The 12,273-nt window shown below is 51.5% G+C and carries 17 protein-coding genes; 2 read left to right on the forward strand and 15 right to left on the reverse strand.

Going from position 1 to position 12,273, the window contains the following annotated elements; all coding sequences use genetic code 11:
• Positions 1 to 4: 4 nt before the first annotated feature.
• Complete coding sequence (locus PGL01S_RS23240; RefSeq protein ID WP_127496921.1) at positions 5 to 2,077, forward strand: LTA synthase family protein; 2,073 nt, start codon at positions 5 to 7, stop codon at positions 2,075 to 2,077.
• A 67-nt stretch (positions 2,078 to 2,144) separates the two neighbouring features.
• On the opposite strand, the gene PGL01S_RS23245 is transcribed toward PGL01S_RS23240, so the two are convergent.
• The 13 genes from PGL01S_RS23245 to PGL01S_RS23300 form a co-directional block, all read right to left on the reverse strand.
• A complete protein-coding gene (locus PGL01S_RS23245; RefSeq protein ID WP_164775570.1) occupies positions 2,145 to 3,566 on the reverse strand; it encodes a PDZ domain-containing protein in 1,422 nt (473 codons plus the stop codon).
• Positions 3,567 to 3,655: 89 nt separating this feature from the next.
• Positions 3,656 to 3,958 (reverse strand): iron-sulfur cluster assembly accessory protein, encoded by a 303-nt coding sequence (locus PGL01S_RS23250; RefSeq protein WP_127496923.1) that lies wholly within the window; start codon positions 3,956 to 3,958, stop codon positions 3,656 to 3,658.
• Between the two features lie 62 nt (positions 3,959 to 4,020).
• Entirely contained in the window at positions 4,021 to 4,257 is a 237-nt protein-coding gene (locus PGL01S_RS23255; protein ID WP_127496924.1) for a hypothetical protein, read from the reverse strand.
• Between the two features lie 73 nt (positions 4,258 to 4,330).
• Positions 4,331 to 5,227 (reverse strand): M14 family metallopeptidase, encoded by an 897-nt coding sequence (locus PGL01S_RS23260; protein ID WP_127496925.1) that lies wholly within the window; start codon positions 5,225 to 5,227, stop codon positions 4,331 to 4,333.
• Between the two features lie 114 nt (positions 5,228 to 5,341).
• Positions 5,342 to 6,574: an MFS transporter gene (locus PGL01S_RS23265; RefSeq protein WP_127496926.1), complete on the reverse strand. Its 1,233-nt coding sequence runs from the start codon at positions 6,572 to 6,574 to the stop codon at positions 5,342 to 5,344.
• Positions 6,575 to 6,714: 140 nt separating this feature from the next.
• Positions 6,715 to 7,194, reverse strand: a complete 480-nt coding sequence (locus PGL01S_RS23270; protein WP_127496927.1) for a MarR family transcriptional regulator — start codon at positions 7,192 to 7,194, stop codon at positions 6,715 to 6,717.
• Between the two features lie 106 nt (positions 7,195 to 7,300).
• Positions 7,301 to 8,110, reverse strand: a complete 810-nt coding sequence (racE, locus tag PGL01S_RS23275) for a glutamate racemase (protein ID WP_127496928.1) — start codon at positions 8,108 to 8,110, stop codon at positions 7,301 to 7,303.
• A gap of 179 nt (positions 8,111 to 8,289) precedes the next feature.
• Positions 8,290 to 8,685, reverse strand: a complete 396-nt coding sequence (locus PGL01S_RS23280) for a YtxH domain-containing protein (protein ID WP_127496929.1) — start codon at positions 8,683 to 8,685, stop codon at positions 8,290 to 8,292.
• Between the two features lie 26 nt (positions 8,686 to 8,711).
• Positions 8,712 to 9,173: a DUF948 domain-containing protein gene (locus PGL01S_RS23285; protein WP_164775571.1), complete on the reverse strand. Its 462-nt coding sequence runs from the start codon at positions 9,171 to 9,173 to the stop codon at positions 8,712 to 8,714.
• A gap of 112 nt (positions 9,174 to 9,285) precedes the next feature.
• Entirely contained in the window at positions 9,286 to 9,966 is a 681-nt protein-coding gene (locus PGL01S_RS23290; RefSeq protein WP_174806591.1) for a helix-turn-helix transcriptional regulator, read from the reverse strand.
• Between the two features lie 49 nt (positions 9,967 to 10,015).
• Positions 10,016 to 10,462 (reverse strand): DUF86 domain-containing protein, encoded by a 447-nt coding sequence (locus tag PGL01S_RS23295; protein WP_127496931.1) that lies wholly within the window; start codon positions 10,460 to 10,462, stop codon positions 10,016 to 10,018.
• Positions 10,463 to 10,466: 4 nt separating this feature from the next.
• Positions 10,467 to 10,589, reverse strand: coding sequence for a hypothetical protein (locus PGL01S_RS31490; protein WP_015843681.1), 123 nt, complete (start codon positions 10,587 to 10,589; stop codon positions 10,467 to 10,469).
• 25 nt (positions 10,590 to 10,614) lie between these two features.
• Positions 10,615 to 10,902 (reverse strand): Dabb family protein, encoded by a 288-nt coding sequence (locus PGL01S_RS23300; protein WP_127496932.1) that lies wholly within the window; start codon positions 10,900 to 10,902, stop codon positions 10,615 to 10,617.
• Positions 10,903 to 11,011: 109 nt separating this feature from the next.
• On the opposite strand from PGL01S_RS23300, the gene PGL01S_RS23305 reads away from it, so the two are divergent.
• Positions 11,012 to 11,269: a hypothetical protein gene (locus PGL01S_RS23305; RefSeq protein WP_015843679.1), complete on the forward strand. Its 258-nt coding sequence runs from the start codon at positions 11,012 to 11,014 to the stop codon at positions 11,267 to 11,269.
• Between the two features lie 44 nt (positions 11,270 to 11,313).
• Here PGL01S_RS23305 and PGL01S_RS23310 read toward each other — a convergent pair whose 3' ends face one another.
• On the reverse strand, positions 11,314 to 11,703 hold the full coding sequence (locus PGL01S_RS23310) for a cupredoxin domain-containing protein (protein WP_015843678.1): 390 nt from the start codon (positions 11,701 to 11,703) through the stop codon (positions 11,314 to 11,316).
• A 144-nt stretch (positions 11,704 to 11,847) separates the two neighbouring features.
• Positions 11,848 to 12,243: a YhjD family protein gene (locus tag PGL01S_RS23315; RefSeq protein ID WP_127496933.1), complete on the reverse strand. Its 396-nt coding sequence runs from the start codon at positions 12,241 to 12,243 to the stop codon at positions 11,848 to 11,850.
• Positions 12,244 to 12,273 lie beyond the last annotated feature (30 nt).

A 12,273-nucleotide genomic window follows, 5' to 3' on the forward strand; every position in this document is an offset into this window, starting at 1 on the left:
GTTTATGTTAAGTTATACCGAACAACCTAACGCCGTACGCCGCTTGATGCGATTCACGCTGGAATGGCTGAACCGCCTCAAAGGCGTCGACGTTATTCTCTTTTTTATCGTCATGCTGTTAAAGCAGCTGTGGTTCAACAAGCTGATCCATGTTCCGAATATGGATATGGACGGCTATGATACCGTTGTTGCGATCGGCACGCTGGCTCTTGTCACCTTCTGGACATTCTGGCTGCCGACCCGCGGCCGGATTATGGCCCTGATTGTACTTAATTTGCTGTTATCGTTTATCATGTACGCAGACTTAATCTACTACCGTTACTTCCAGGACTTTATCTCCGTACCCGTGCTTCTTCAGGCGAACCAAGTAGATTCGCTTGGCGAGAGCATCGGGACGTTAATGCATGCGAAAGACTTTTTGCTTGGAGTAGACTGGCTGCTGATCATTCCGTTTGGCGTTTATGTGATCTGGAAAGGCCGCTCGGATCTCCGCAGAGATTCCCATGGTTATGGATACGGCTATTCCTCCATGCGGAAAACGCCCCTTTGGCGTAAAGCCGTCATTCGGATCGCCGTTAGCGCCGCGATTTTCGCAATCGGGATGTCGATGTCGATCGGCAATGTTAACGAAGCGAAAAAAACATGGGCGCTTGGCCTGTTCGACGGCAACTGGTGGAACGTCTCGCTGTATAATGTCACCGGTATCGTTGGTTTCCACGGCTATGATGTCTACCGTTACGCGAAGCTGCATTGGATCGACTCCGAGCAAGCTTCCGCCGAAGAAACAGCCGAGGCGATGGCTTGGACGGAAGCCCGCGGCGATAAGCGCCAATCGCTTGAATCAGATCCTACTTTTGGCGAATACAAAGGCAGCAATGTCATCGTGGTACAGATGGAAGCCTTCCAGAACTTTATGATCGGCAAATCGGTTGGAGGCCAGGAAATTACGCCGAATCTGAATAAGCTGGTGAAGGAAAGTGCGTATTTCAGCCAATTCTACCACCAAACGGCCCAAGGCCGGACTTCGGACGCCGATTTCCTAAGCAACTGTTCGCTGCAGCCGATGATGAGCGGCTCCGTCTTTATCCAGTACCCGAATCATCAGTACAACTGCATGACAAGCACTCTCAAGGATAACGGTTATGCAACGGCCGCATTCCATGCTTACGAGGGCGGCTTCTGGAACCGGAATACGATGTACGCCAATATGGGCTACGATACGTTTTACAGCAAAAAGAATTACGAAATGGACGAGCCGGTAGGCTGGTCGCTAGGCGACAATTCGTTCTTCCGGCAGTCCGTCGATTTGATGTCGAAGGAGCAGCAGCCGTTCTATTCGTTCCTGATTACGTTATCCAGCCATTATCCGTTTACGATGCCGGAATCGGAGAAAAAGCTGAATGTCGGCGAGCTGGACGGCACGATTATGGGCGACTATTTGCAGGCCGTTCATTATGTCGACGCCTCAATTGGCACCTTCATCGACCGGCTCAAGGCTGAAGGACTATGGAACAACACGATCGTCGCTTTCTATGGCGACCATGACAACTCGATCCGGGATTGGAGCTTGTTCGAGACCTTCCTTGGACAGCCGCTGAACGACCTGCAGCGGGAAATGATTCTGAAGCAGGTGCCGTTTATCGTCCATCTGCCTGACGGCAAATACGCCGGCACGCATACGAACGTAGGCGGACAGCTTGATGTCACGCCAACCATCCTGCATTTGCTTGGCATCTCGACGGCTGACATGACGCTGCTTGGCCAGCCGCTCCTGACAAGCCAGCCGCAAAGCAAGCTGGTCGTGCAAAGGAACGGTGCCTTCACCGACGGCACCGTCTACTACATGCCTTCCGGCGATGCCGTCGCCGAGAATGGAAAGTGCTGGAACATCGCGGCGAATAAGCTTGGCGATGTGCAGAAATGCCTCGGTGCGGTGGAAGACGCGCGCACCGAGCTGTCCATGTCCGATCAAATCGTGCAGCATGATTTGATTGCATCCTTCCGCGCAGCCGCCGTAGAGGCAAGCGCGGACGGCGGCGAGGCAACCGCCGTCAATACAAGCGGCGCGGGCAAGTAGCGCCGCGCACATCAAAAAGGCTGTCCCCTCGGTCAATCGACCATGAGGGGACAGCCTTTTTTATCCCTTATTCCTTCGCGTGCGCCTTCAGCCAATCCAGCACCTCGTCGATGGTTTTCACCGGCACGATGTTGAGCCCCGGGGCTGCCTTCTTCGCTTCCTCAAGCGAAGCGGCGGGCACGAAGAACACTTCGGCATCGGTGCGGCTGACGGCGTAGGCCTTCTGCGGGATGCCGCCAACAAGACCGATCGAGCCGTCCGGCTCGATGGTGCCGGTGCCGGCTACCCGCACGCCATGCGTTACCCCGCCCGGCGTCAGCTGATCGATCAGCGCAAGCGTCAGCATGGCGCCATGCGAAGGTCCGCCGATATGCGCAATGTAATGATGGTACGCAATCTGGCGCGGGATATCCGCATGCCAGTCGTTCTCCGCCCCAATGCCGAATACGGCACGCTTCGGCAAATCTCCGGACGCCTCCGCTTCACCCGTCGGCACTTGTGCCTTAATCGTCTCTTTACCCCGCCGGAGCGTTACTTCAACGGTATCACCCGGTTTGACCTGGTTCACCATATAATCCGTCAGCTCGGTCATATTGCTAATGGATTTGCCGTTTAACGCGATAATGACATCGCCCGCCTTAATCAAGGACTTGGCCGGCGCGTTGTCCGCGATGGCAAGCACCCGGGCTCCGGTAAGTTCAATCCCTTTGCCTATCCCCGCCTTGCCCATTGCGATAGCTCCCGCCACGTCATCGGCGCCTTGCTTCATCTGCACAACCTCGGTGTAGGACTCCGTTAACGGCGGTTCATTTTTGCTCCTCTTCTCGAAGCTGTACATCGGCAGCAGCTTGGCATACAGCCAATCCGCAGGCACGGCAATCCGTTCGAAGACAAGCACGCCGCTGATGCTGCCTACCGGCTTGCCTCCGTCTACATGCGCGTACCGGTTCATGCCCATCGTCAGACCGGGATAGGTGACATTATAAGACGTAGGAAAAGCCAGACAGGCAAATAGCGCAGCCGTCGCGACAAGACCTACAACGCTTCGCCAAGGCCATCTAAGTCCCTCTCCCTTGCCCGCAAGCCTTCGGTATACGGCATCACTCCAGATTAGATCGACAAATAGCAGAATCAGGCCAATCGCGAGCACGCCAAGGCCGATCAAGAGATCATCCGGTTTTACGAGCAGGAATACAACTCCCGCCGCGCTTACCGCTAGAAGCAGCATGCGGACAGTAAGCAAGAGCCTTCTTTTTCCAGCGCCTAATCGGCCCTGCTCCGTCCATAACCGCCGGATCCCAATCAGTGCTCCGATCCCCCATAACAAGGGGATAACGGCAAGGCCGTACAGCAGATCGTCGATCATATCGATCCAGAGCATGCCTGAGGAGGTCCGCAGCGGCGCGGGGAGCCAGATCAGCTCTGCGGCAAGGATAAACAGCATGACCGCAATGATCCCGGCCACATAATAACGAGCATGACGAACCATCTGAACGTCCCTTCCCCCTGTTACGGTAATAAAAAGACTCAACATCTGATGTTGAGTCTTTTCCAATCCAATCGTATCTATTCCTGCTCTTAGTGGTCGCCGCTGTTGCCTTTGGACGGGTTCGTTACCGCAAAGCCTTCTTCCGGCACGTAGAAGTAATCAATACGCACGCCGTCAAGGAATTCGTTGTCTTTCTCGAGGATAACGTCGATCTCTTTATCCGTCGATACCACAACGTCCTTCTCGTTAGGCTCGTCAATCGCCATGCCGTAATGCGCATGGTCGCCATGCGAATGCGTCACGTATACGCGAAGCTTCTTGCCCTCGTTCTCGGGCTTGTCCAATTCCAATTTCAGTACTTTTGCCGCGTTGCGCGTAATTTTGACGTTCATTCTATTCCACTCCTAAAAAAGAATTGTGAATTCGTAAGCCTATACCAACTCAATGGTTAACATTACCTGATCCTATTATACTTCTTCTCCATTCTCCGGGCAAACCATTCGGCAAGCAGCATCGTCACCGCGATATCGTCAATGGGGACGAAAGGAATCGCGTCCGGCAGCACCCAATATAGAATAACCGGCACAAGAAACAATAATTTATCGGTAATGGCCACTTCTCTGGAGACGATCAGCTTATAGATCCGGACAAATGTGCTCTTCCAATGCCGAAGCGACAACCATTTGCGCATGAGGCACACCACCTTCATCAGCTTTTGCCGATCATTATAGCATAGGCGTGCCCCGGAATCATCTTTATGTCCGTCAGCGGTGCAGCCGCAGATACTCCGTCAACAAAGGACCGATCTTCGAATAAATGCCGTTGAACGCTCCGGGAGGCAGCGGATTCACGCCGTAACCCGCTTCAACCGTAAAGCCCGGCCTGCGAAAACGTTTGATGAACCAGTCCTTATATCCGGCATCGCTGCCTGTAAGCTTTACGGGCTTGTAGCCGCTCGCCTTGCCAAGCCGGTCCGCAAGGCCTTCGGCATGCTCCGGTTCGTATTCCCGGTAATTCCAATAGATCTCCTCGCCCTGCGTATGTAAGGCAAGCACCGAGTCGAATTGCAGCGACTGCGTAAGTCGGGCAAGTGCCTGGGCTTCCGGCTCGCTTAACGGAAACGGCCCCGGAAAATCGCGTGGACCCGGTCCTTCCATTCCTCTGCGAAGCCTTTCCTCTTCCCAGTGGGCAGGAAACTGGTCATTCAGGTCCACGCCGCGTATATTCGCTTTCCATTGATCGAACTGCTCGGAGCCTTTATTCCACAGCAATAGCTGCTGCCGGAACGGATTCGCCTCATCAATGCCTTCGAGCGCAAGCTGAACGCCGTCGGGATTCACCATCGGAACGATCCATACTTCCGTCTCCCGGTACAGCTGACAAGCCTGTTCCCCGAACAATGAACCATTCTGCGCGCATGCCGCGGCCCATTCTTCAGCGAACCGCATGAGCAGCGGTGTGGTAATCCATTCATTCGCATGGAAAGAGCCGTTCATATGGATACGCCGCGTGCCTTCCCCGCATTTGAGCGCTACGATGGGTCTTCCAAGCACGCTATGCCCTATGACGTATCCCCGGACAAAAGGATAAGTACGCATCAGTCTGTCGCAATCCTCCACCGTGTCCCGGTACCCGTATTGCCCGTTTACGAGCTCTTCCATGCCGCTACTCCCCCTTGTTATCGAACATTGGCTGTAATCTTTTATCATGCTATTCATGTGAATTGCGGCGCATGCCAACACCGGGGCTTATATTCCTTGTAAAAATAAATACCTTCAGGTCGCTTGCGTACTCCTATATAGAACAGGTATTGCCGCAGCTATAAGAATCATCCCCATCCAAGCTGGCGCGGCTTGGCCAACCATCACATAGATTTGGCCTCCAGCGATCGGACCGATCATTCTTGCCAAAGCCTGAATCGATTGGCTGCCGCCTTGAATCCGTCCTTGTTCGCTGGAATCGACCGATTTGGAGAGCATCCCGTTGAAGGAAGGGCCAAAGATCGAATCGCCAAACCCGAATATAAACATGCCGGCGATAAGCAGAGGATAAAAGGAGAACACGGCCGATGCTGCAATAAAACCATAGCCGATCATCTCCGAGACCATTCCGAGAATGGCGATCTGTTTATCATGGAGCCTTTTCAAAAGCCTGGGCATAATGAAGCCTTGCGACAGGATGTCCTGGATCCCCATTATGGAAAACATAAGTCCGATTACGGCAGGCTTCCAGTTGAAAGCATCCACTGTGAATTGCGAGAAGACGGCTTGCAAAGATCCGCTCGGAATACAGAGCAAGAACGCAGAGACAAGCAGCCTTTTTAAGGTTTTCATGGAAAGCAGGCTTGCAAGCTGTATAAATGGATTCAGCCTAACGAAGGTAATCTGCTTCAATCGATAATGTTTGTGGAGACTCTCCGGCATAAACAGGTATCCGTACACCACGTTCAATAACGTAATTGCGGCTCCGAAATAGAGGGGGGCGGAATAACCAAGCTTGGCAAGCAACCCGCCTAGAGCAGGGCCAATAACGGTTCCGGCGCCAACAACGGCACTCACCAATCCGAAATATTTGGTTCTCTGCTCCGGAGAGATGATGTCTGCAAAGTAGGCGAAGATCGTGCCGATGCTCCCGCCCGTTATTCCTTCTATGATGCGTCCGGCAAAGAGCACCCACAGGGCCCCTCCCAAGCCAAATACGAAATAACCGATTGCGGAACCGAGCAGACAGATTAAGAGCAGCGGGCGGCGTCCGTATTTGTCGCTCAAAGCGCCTAGCGCGGGGGCCGCAAAAAACACGCAGACCGCATAAACGGAAGTTAGAAGCGTAACAAAGATCGCCTGTTCGCCCGGATTGCCGGCATATGGCTGGACTAAGAAAGGGACGACTGGCGCTATAATACTAAACCCTAACCCGCAAAGAAACACGGAGATAAGACCGAATAGTAAGGCATGCTTGTCTACGATTGGCTCTGATTGTGATTGTTGCTGTGATTTCTGTATGGTCATAAGCTCTCCTTGATACGATATTATTCCTTCCTCGGAAGCAAAAACATCGTAACGCGTTTTTGTTTCCTTGTCAACAAAAACCGCAATGAAAAAAAGCCCATGCTCAATTGAGCCGGGCTTCATTCGGTTGACGTTCCACTTTATTCATTTTCCGACTTGAGATCCAAACCTTGTTTCTTAATCTCTGCATCCAAATGCCGGCTATACTTTTCCACGAATCGAAGAACTCCTTCGAATTGTTCGTCGGTAACCTGCTCGAATACTTCTTTATCCCGCTCTTGAAACTCTTTATGAAGATCGTTATGGATCTTATCAATAGCTTTCCCTTGCTCGGTAAGCCTGAAATAGATTTCCTTCTTGTTTTCTGGCTTTTGGTAGCTTTCGATAAGCCCCTTATGAATGAGCTTCTTGGTCATTTTGCTGATCGCACCGCTTGTCATATAAAAGGATTCCGCAAGTTTCGTCACGTTGGAATCCGCATTTCTTCCAATGTATTCGATGCAATGCACTTCGGAAGACTTATAACCTTTAAGACTGACTTCCATCTTCGTTTTATTAAGCCACGCCAGCTTGTTATATAATTCCCTGAAACCCGTTAGGACCTGATCTTCCTTGTTCATAGGTTGTCCACCCATCCCTGCTAGAGTCATTATGTATAAAATGAAATGGTTAAAGGCTGCCCCTATCGCTTTCGCCCGGAACGCGAATCAGGACAGCCGTTATTTGTTATCCGATCTGCGGCACCTGCCATACGACAGGAGTCAACTCAATTTGCTCTCCAAGCCACTGCTGGGCAATCGATTTGAACATTTGCGGTTCTCCGCTGCAGAAAAATTGATGGACCGGCATGACTTCTCCCCGAGCCAGCATCCCTTGATCCTGCAGGATATTACTTACTTCCCGCGCAGTCTCGTCGGCGGAACTAATCAGATTGATGTCGGGACCAACAACCTCCTGAATAACATCAGCGAGAAACGGATAATGGGTACAGCCCAGAATCAAGCTGTCCATCGGGAATTTGCGAAGGTGGCCTATCGAGCTGCGGATGGTTTCATAGGTTTGCAAAGAACGGAAATTCCCTTTCTCTACAAGCGGAACAAAAAGAGGGCACGCCTCGCTAATGACATGCACATTAGGAGAAATTTCGAGTAAAGCATGCTCGTAAGCGCCGCTGTTTATCGTGCCTTCCGTGCCGATTACTCCGATACAGCCCGTAATCGTCCGGCCAAGCGCCGCTCTTGCTCCCGGCTTAATGACGCCAACTACGGGGATATCCACGATTGCGCGTATTTCTTCCAAAGCGAATGCGGTTGCGGTATTGCAAGCTATTACAATCATTTTAGGACGAAATTGAATGAGATAATCTACGATTTCACGCGTAAAACGAGTCACGACCTTCGGGTCTCTCGGACCGTAAGGAGCTCTGGCGGTATCGCCAAAATAAACGATTTTTTCACGCGGCAGCTGGCGCATGACCTCTCTGGCAACGGTAAGGCCGCCTACGCCTGAGTCGAGTATCGCAATCGGTTGCTGCACAAACACACCGCTTTCTTGAACTTTTGATGTAAAGGAGACCTTGAAGCTTCAATACTATATGAAACGAGGCACAAAAATGTACCTCCATCATCTTATCTCAATTCCAATACAGGTTCAAGGAAATCACAAGGATGACGCGGGTAATTGCAGCAACCGATTCCGATACGTGCGGGTCTTAATTAGTTGATGGTTTGAAGCTGTTTTGCGTCTTCGAAAACTTCTTCCGCCGCCTCTTCGAAAGTATCCGTCACTTCATCGGTAACTTCCTCTACCGATTCTGCCGGCTCGGCACGGCGTTGTTTCACGGTGGATACAGCGGCGCCTGCTGCTGCTCTTGCCGTATCCGCAAGCTCAGTCGCCTGATTGCCGATTTGCTTGGCGATTCTAACCGTTGTATCGGATACTTGACCTGCCGCTCTAACCGTTTGCTCCTGAACTCTTCTTGCGCCTTCCGAGATGTCATGGCGCAGCTCCTTGCCCGCTTTAGGCGCGAACAGCAATGCCGTCACCGAACCAATGATACCTCCTGCGATTGCGCCAAACAGAAACCCTTTTGTTTGTTTACTTGATGCCATAAAAAATCGCTCCCTTCAAATTAGAGCTATTCGCCCTGCCCGTTGTTGGAGGGTTCATAACGTTTACGGTTAGTCTGCCATTGCTGCCAGAAAGCCATACCAAGCTCCATCCATTCCAGCATGGAACTCGCCTGCCGCTCTGCCGCCGCACTCTCCGCATGTTTGACCGCGGATTGCGAAATAACGCTGGATACGCGATGAATCGCCGTTGTCGTATGTCCAATCGTATCCCCGATCTGTCCGACCGCTTCAAACAGCCGGTTCGCCTGCTGCAGTTGAAGATGCGCGGTGTTGACCGTCTGCTGGGCCGTATCGGCAAAAGCTCCCATTTTACCGGAAGTCTGCCGGATTTCCTCCTGCATCGCCTCCGCCTGAAGCTGCAGCCTCGACAGCCTGTTAAGCGCAGTACGGACGCCGATCAACAGGCCCGCAGCAAGAATTACAAACGTGATGGCAGCAATCAGCGCACTCCATTCCATAACCGTCATGACCATTTCCCTCCTTTTGCTTGAGCGGGCGAATGCCCATTTCGTATTGCCATTATAAGCAGCATGGGCTTGACCTGACACAAAAGAAGGCAATAAAAAAGCTAACGATTCGTTAAGAACCGTTAGCCTGATGTTCAATTCCGATGGTATAGCTGCATCTACCCCCGCCTTTGGCAAGGCATTCCGTCCGCTCCACCTTCGTCTGGAGCAAAGACTCGAACAAGGAAAGCTCGCAGCTGCAAGCCTGCTCGTATTTACCCGCGACTTGCGCAATCGGACAGTTATATTCATGGAGAACGTATTGACCGTTATCCCTATCTTCTACCTTAGCCATATAGCCGCCGGCATTCTGAATCGCTTCCAGCTCCGTTACTTTCTCCGACAGGCTTTTGCCGGTCATCCTTGGCTCGTACCGGTCCAGAAGCTTTTGCTGACGTCCCTCGAACATGCGGGTAATCAGCCCTGCCGTCTCGGGGTCTTCCGCCAGCTCCTCAAGCAGATCAAGCGCAAGAAGATTATAGTTTTTCGGGAAGCGGTCATCGGCAAGCCTCGTCAGCTCGTAAGCGTGCACCGGCCGCCCCATCCCCTGCTTAACGGAGACGATGCTGATGCTGCCTTCACGCTCGAGCGCATACATATGCCGCCTTACTGCCATTTCGGTTATTCCCAGCTCTCCGGATAGCTGTCCTGCGCTTAATCGACCGTTAGTCTTCAGCAAGAACAAGATCCGGCTCCGTGTTGTTCCTTCCACGCTGCGGGATTCCGTTTCCATCGCGCGCTGCTTCTCCAGCATCAACCCATCACCACCTTTGCAGGCATTGTTAGGGTCATTGTAACGTATTTCAATCTTTTCGTAAATCGGATTCGTCCGGCAGCTCGCGCTCCAAATACTGCTGTACGGACTCGCCGAACAAACGAAGCTGCTGCGGAATATCCCTCGTCAGGGCATGCAGCTCGGCTCTAGGCCAGCTGTAATAATCCTGAACAAGCGGTTTGCGGAGCTTAACCAGCTCGATAAGCAGCGGCTGCATCGCTTCCGGGAAAGCGCCCGCTTCTCCGGCAATTTCCACAATATCCTCGTAGCTGCTCGCATCCCTCAAAATAAAACCGTCAATCAGGTAACTGCCGACATCCGTAACGGTCTCAATCGCGAGATGCAAAGCCCGCTCCTGTGCCAGACCTTCAAGCAGCGTACCCTGCCAGCTTGAAGCCAATGCTTCAAGAGCCGTTGCGATATCCGGTATAGCCTTTAGTCTAACTGCAATTTGTTCTTTATTTACATAATACATGTCTTTATTCGCCCGCTTTCAGCCTTGCTTTCTTCTTTTTTCCTTTTTTCTTTAACCATGCCACCATCACAACGCTGCTGATGAGGATCACGATCAAATAAGTCATAATCTCAAAGACGTCTCCCATGAACGGTTCGCGCTCCCCTGTCCGATTAGCTTACGAAGTCAACGGCAACAACAGCTTCGCGAACTTCGTTAATATGCTCGATGACCTTTTTATGTACGGGATGAACCTGATACGCTTCAAGCGCTTCCATCGACTCGAATCTCGTGATCAGAGCGATGTCGTAAGAGCGTGCCGAATGGATAACGTCAAGCCCAACTTCGATCGATTTCAGCTCGTCGATTTTGCCTTCCATATCCCGCAATACTTGAGCCGTGCGTTCCACGTTTTCACTGCTTCCGTCCTTCAGCTTGAACAATACGATATGCGTAATCATAAATGGTCATGCTCCCTTCAACTTGTCGAATGACAAATATCCTTTTGTCACATAATAACCCAAGCAGTCGCATTACGGCAACATTAGCCTGAGAAAGGAACGGTACGTTATGCGCTATCCCGTTATGTTTGTGGCTACCTTCATAGGTCTTGCCCTATGTGTTTATAATTCAACCGGTTACGACCCGCATAATTTCGTGTTTTTCATGTTTAGCCCTCCGGCATGGATCGTGGACATGTTCGTCGACATCCATAAGGTAAACGTTCTTCTTATGTACGTACTTACCGTCGCGACATGGGCCCTTCTAGGGTTTATCGCCGACAGACTGATTGAACGCGGCAGAAGCCGCGACCGCGATAGAGCATAAATACAAATCGAAAGAGGAGCCCTGAGGCTCCTCTTTCCTTATCATTATGCCGCGTCTACAATAAGCTTCGCTTTCATATCCGCATGACCTGCGCCGCATGGGACGGAGCAATGCATCACGTATTCGCCTGGCTTGTCAAATTCCAGGTTGGTCTCGAGATTATCGCCTTCGAGATCTACGTTCAGATCTTCAATCTTCAAACCATGGATACCGCTTTTATTTTGCAGCTTCAGGATAACTTTGTCGCCAACCTTGACATGGTATTCCTCTTGACCGTAAGTAAAGTCGCTGTTCGCTTCAACTTTAACGAGTACCGTACCTTCAGGAAGTGAAGCAGATTCGTCTACCGGTTTGGCTGGGAGGCCGAATGTCAGCAAGTATACCCCGAGAAGAGATGCCGCTGATAATAGTACGAACATGATCCATTTGTGCATTGCTACGTGCTCCCCTTTGCGATCTTATTGTCTTAGTGTTTAATTCTTATATTACATAAGATCGTCCGAAGTTCTCAACATTAAACTGCAGAATCAGGAAAAGTTTTTTCCCGAATATGACAAAACAATGAACTTTTTGTGACTTTAACTTTTAAAGTATTGCTTAATGGCCTGCTCCGATTCCGCCTTCAAATAGCTCCACGGCAGATAGCAGCGCTTTGTGCTGCCGCGGCATATGTAGACCGTCTCCATGCCTTCCTTCAATCTTCGTTCCTCCAACAGCTTGATGCCCGCCTTCCTGAACTGCATGCGCAGCGCGGCCTGCTCCAGCAAGACCCGGTCCTGTATGCCGCGGAGCAGCGATTCATACAGTCTCGGTAGCTTAATGGAGCCCGTCCCCATTACTCTTATATCATGATCCAATACGAGCATCACGATTCCAAGCAGGACGTAGCGCTGCACAAGCGTTGTTTCGTCCTCTGCCGAATAGGCCGGAGACTCCCGCTCGCGTACCTGTTCATCAGCATACCGGATAGCCATTTGCTATCGCCTCCTATAAATCGAACACTT

The organism is Paenibacillus glycanilyticus NBRC 16618 (genome assembly GCF_004000805.1).
GTDB lineage: Bacteria > Bacillota > Bacilli > Paenibacillales > Paenibacillaceae > Pristimantibacillus > Pristimantibacillus glycanilyticus.

Excerpts from the sequence above, each read along its gene's own strand:
- PGL01S_RS23315 (WP_127496933.1), bottom strand. The coding sequence starts at position 12,243 with ATGGCTATCCGGTATGCTGATGAACAGGTACGCGAGCGGGAGTCTCCG.
- PGL01S_RS23300 (WP_127496932.1), bottom strand. The coding sequence starts at position 10,902 with ATGATTACGCATATCGTATTGTTCAAGCTGAAGGACGGAAGCAGTGAA.
- PGL01S_RS23305 (WP_015843679.1), top strand. The coding sequence starts at position 11,012 with ATGCGCTATCCCGTTATGTTTGTGGCTACCTTCATAGGTCTTGCCCTA.
- PGL01S_RS23250 (WP_127496923.1), bottom strand. The coding sequence starts at position 3,958 with ATGAACGTCAAAATTACGCGCAACGCGGCAAAAGTACTGAAATTGGAA.
- PGL01S_RS23280 (WP_127496929.1), bottom strand. The coding sequence starts at position 8,685 with ATGGCATCAAGTAAACAAACAAAAGGGTTTCTGTTTGGCGCAATCGCA.
- PGL01S_RS23255 (WP_127496924.1), bottom strand. The coding sequence starts at position 4,257 with ATGCGCAAATGGTTGTCGCTTCGGCATTGGAAGAGCACATTTGTCCGG.
- PGL01S_RS23285 (WP_164775571.1), bottom strand. The coding sequence starts at position 9,173 with ATGACGGTTATGGAATGGAGTGCGCTGATTGCTGCCATCACGTTTGTA.
- PGL01S_RS23245 (WP_164775570.1), bottom strand. The coding sequence starts at position 3,566 with ATGGTTCGTCATGCTCGTTATTATGTGGCCGGGATCATTGCGGTCATG.
- PGL01S_RS23240 (WP_127496921.1), top strand. The coding sequence starts at position 5 with ATGTTAAGTTATACCGAACAACCTAACGCCGTACGCCGCTTGATGCGA.
- PGL01S_RS23295 (WP_127496931.1), bottom strand. The coding sequence starts at position 10,462 with ATGTATTATGTAAATAAAGAACAAATTGCAGTTAGACTAAAGGCTATA.
- PGL01S_RS23290 (WP_174806591.1), bottom strand. The coding sequence starts at position 9,966 with ATGCTGGAGAAGCAGCGCGCGATGGAAACGGAATCCCGCAGCGTGGAA.
- PGL01S_RS23270 (WP_127496927.1), bottom strand. The coding sequence starts at position 7,194 with ATGAACAAGGAAGATCAGGTCCTAACGGGTTTCAGGGAATTATATAAC.
- PGL01S_RS23310 (WP_015843678.1), bottom strand. The coding sequence starts at position 11,703 with ATGCACAAATGGATCATGTTCGTACTATTATCAGCGGCATCTCTTCTC.
- PGL01S_RS31490 (WP_015843681.1), bottom strand. The coding sequence starts at position 10,589 with ATGGGAGACGTCTTTGAGATTATGACTTATTTGATCGTGATCCTCATC.
- PGL01S_RS23265 (WP_127496926.1), bottom strand. The coding sequence starts at position 6,574 with ATGACCATACAGAAATCACAGCAACAATCACAATCAGAGCCAATCGTA.
- PGL01S_RS23260 (WP_127496925.1), bottom strand. The coding sequence starts at position 5,227 with ATGGAAGAGCTCGTAAACGGGCAATACGGGTACCGGGACACGGTGGAG.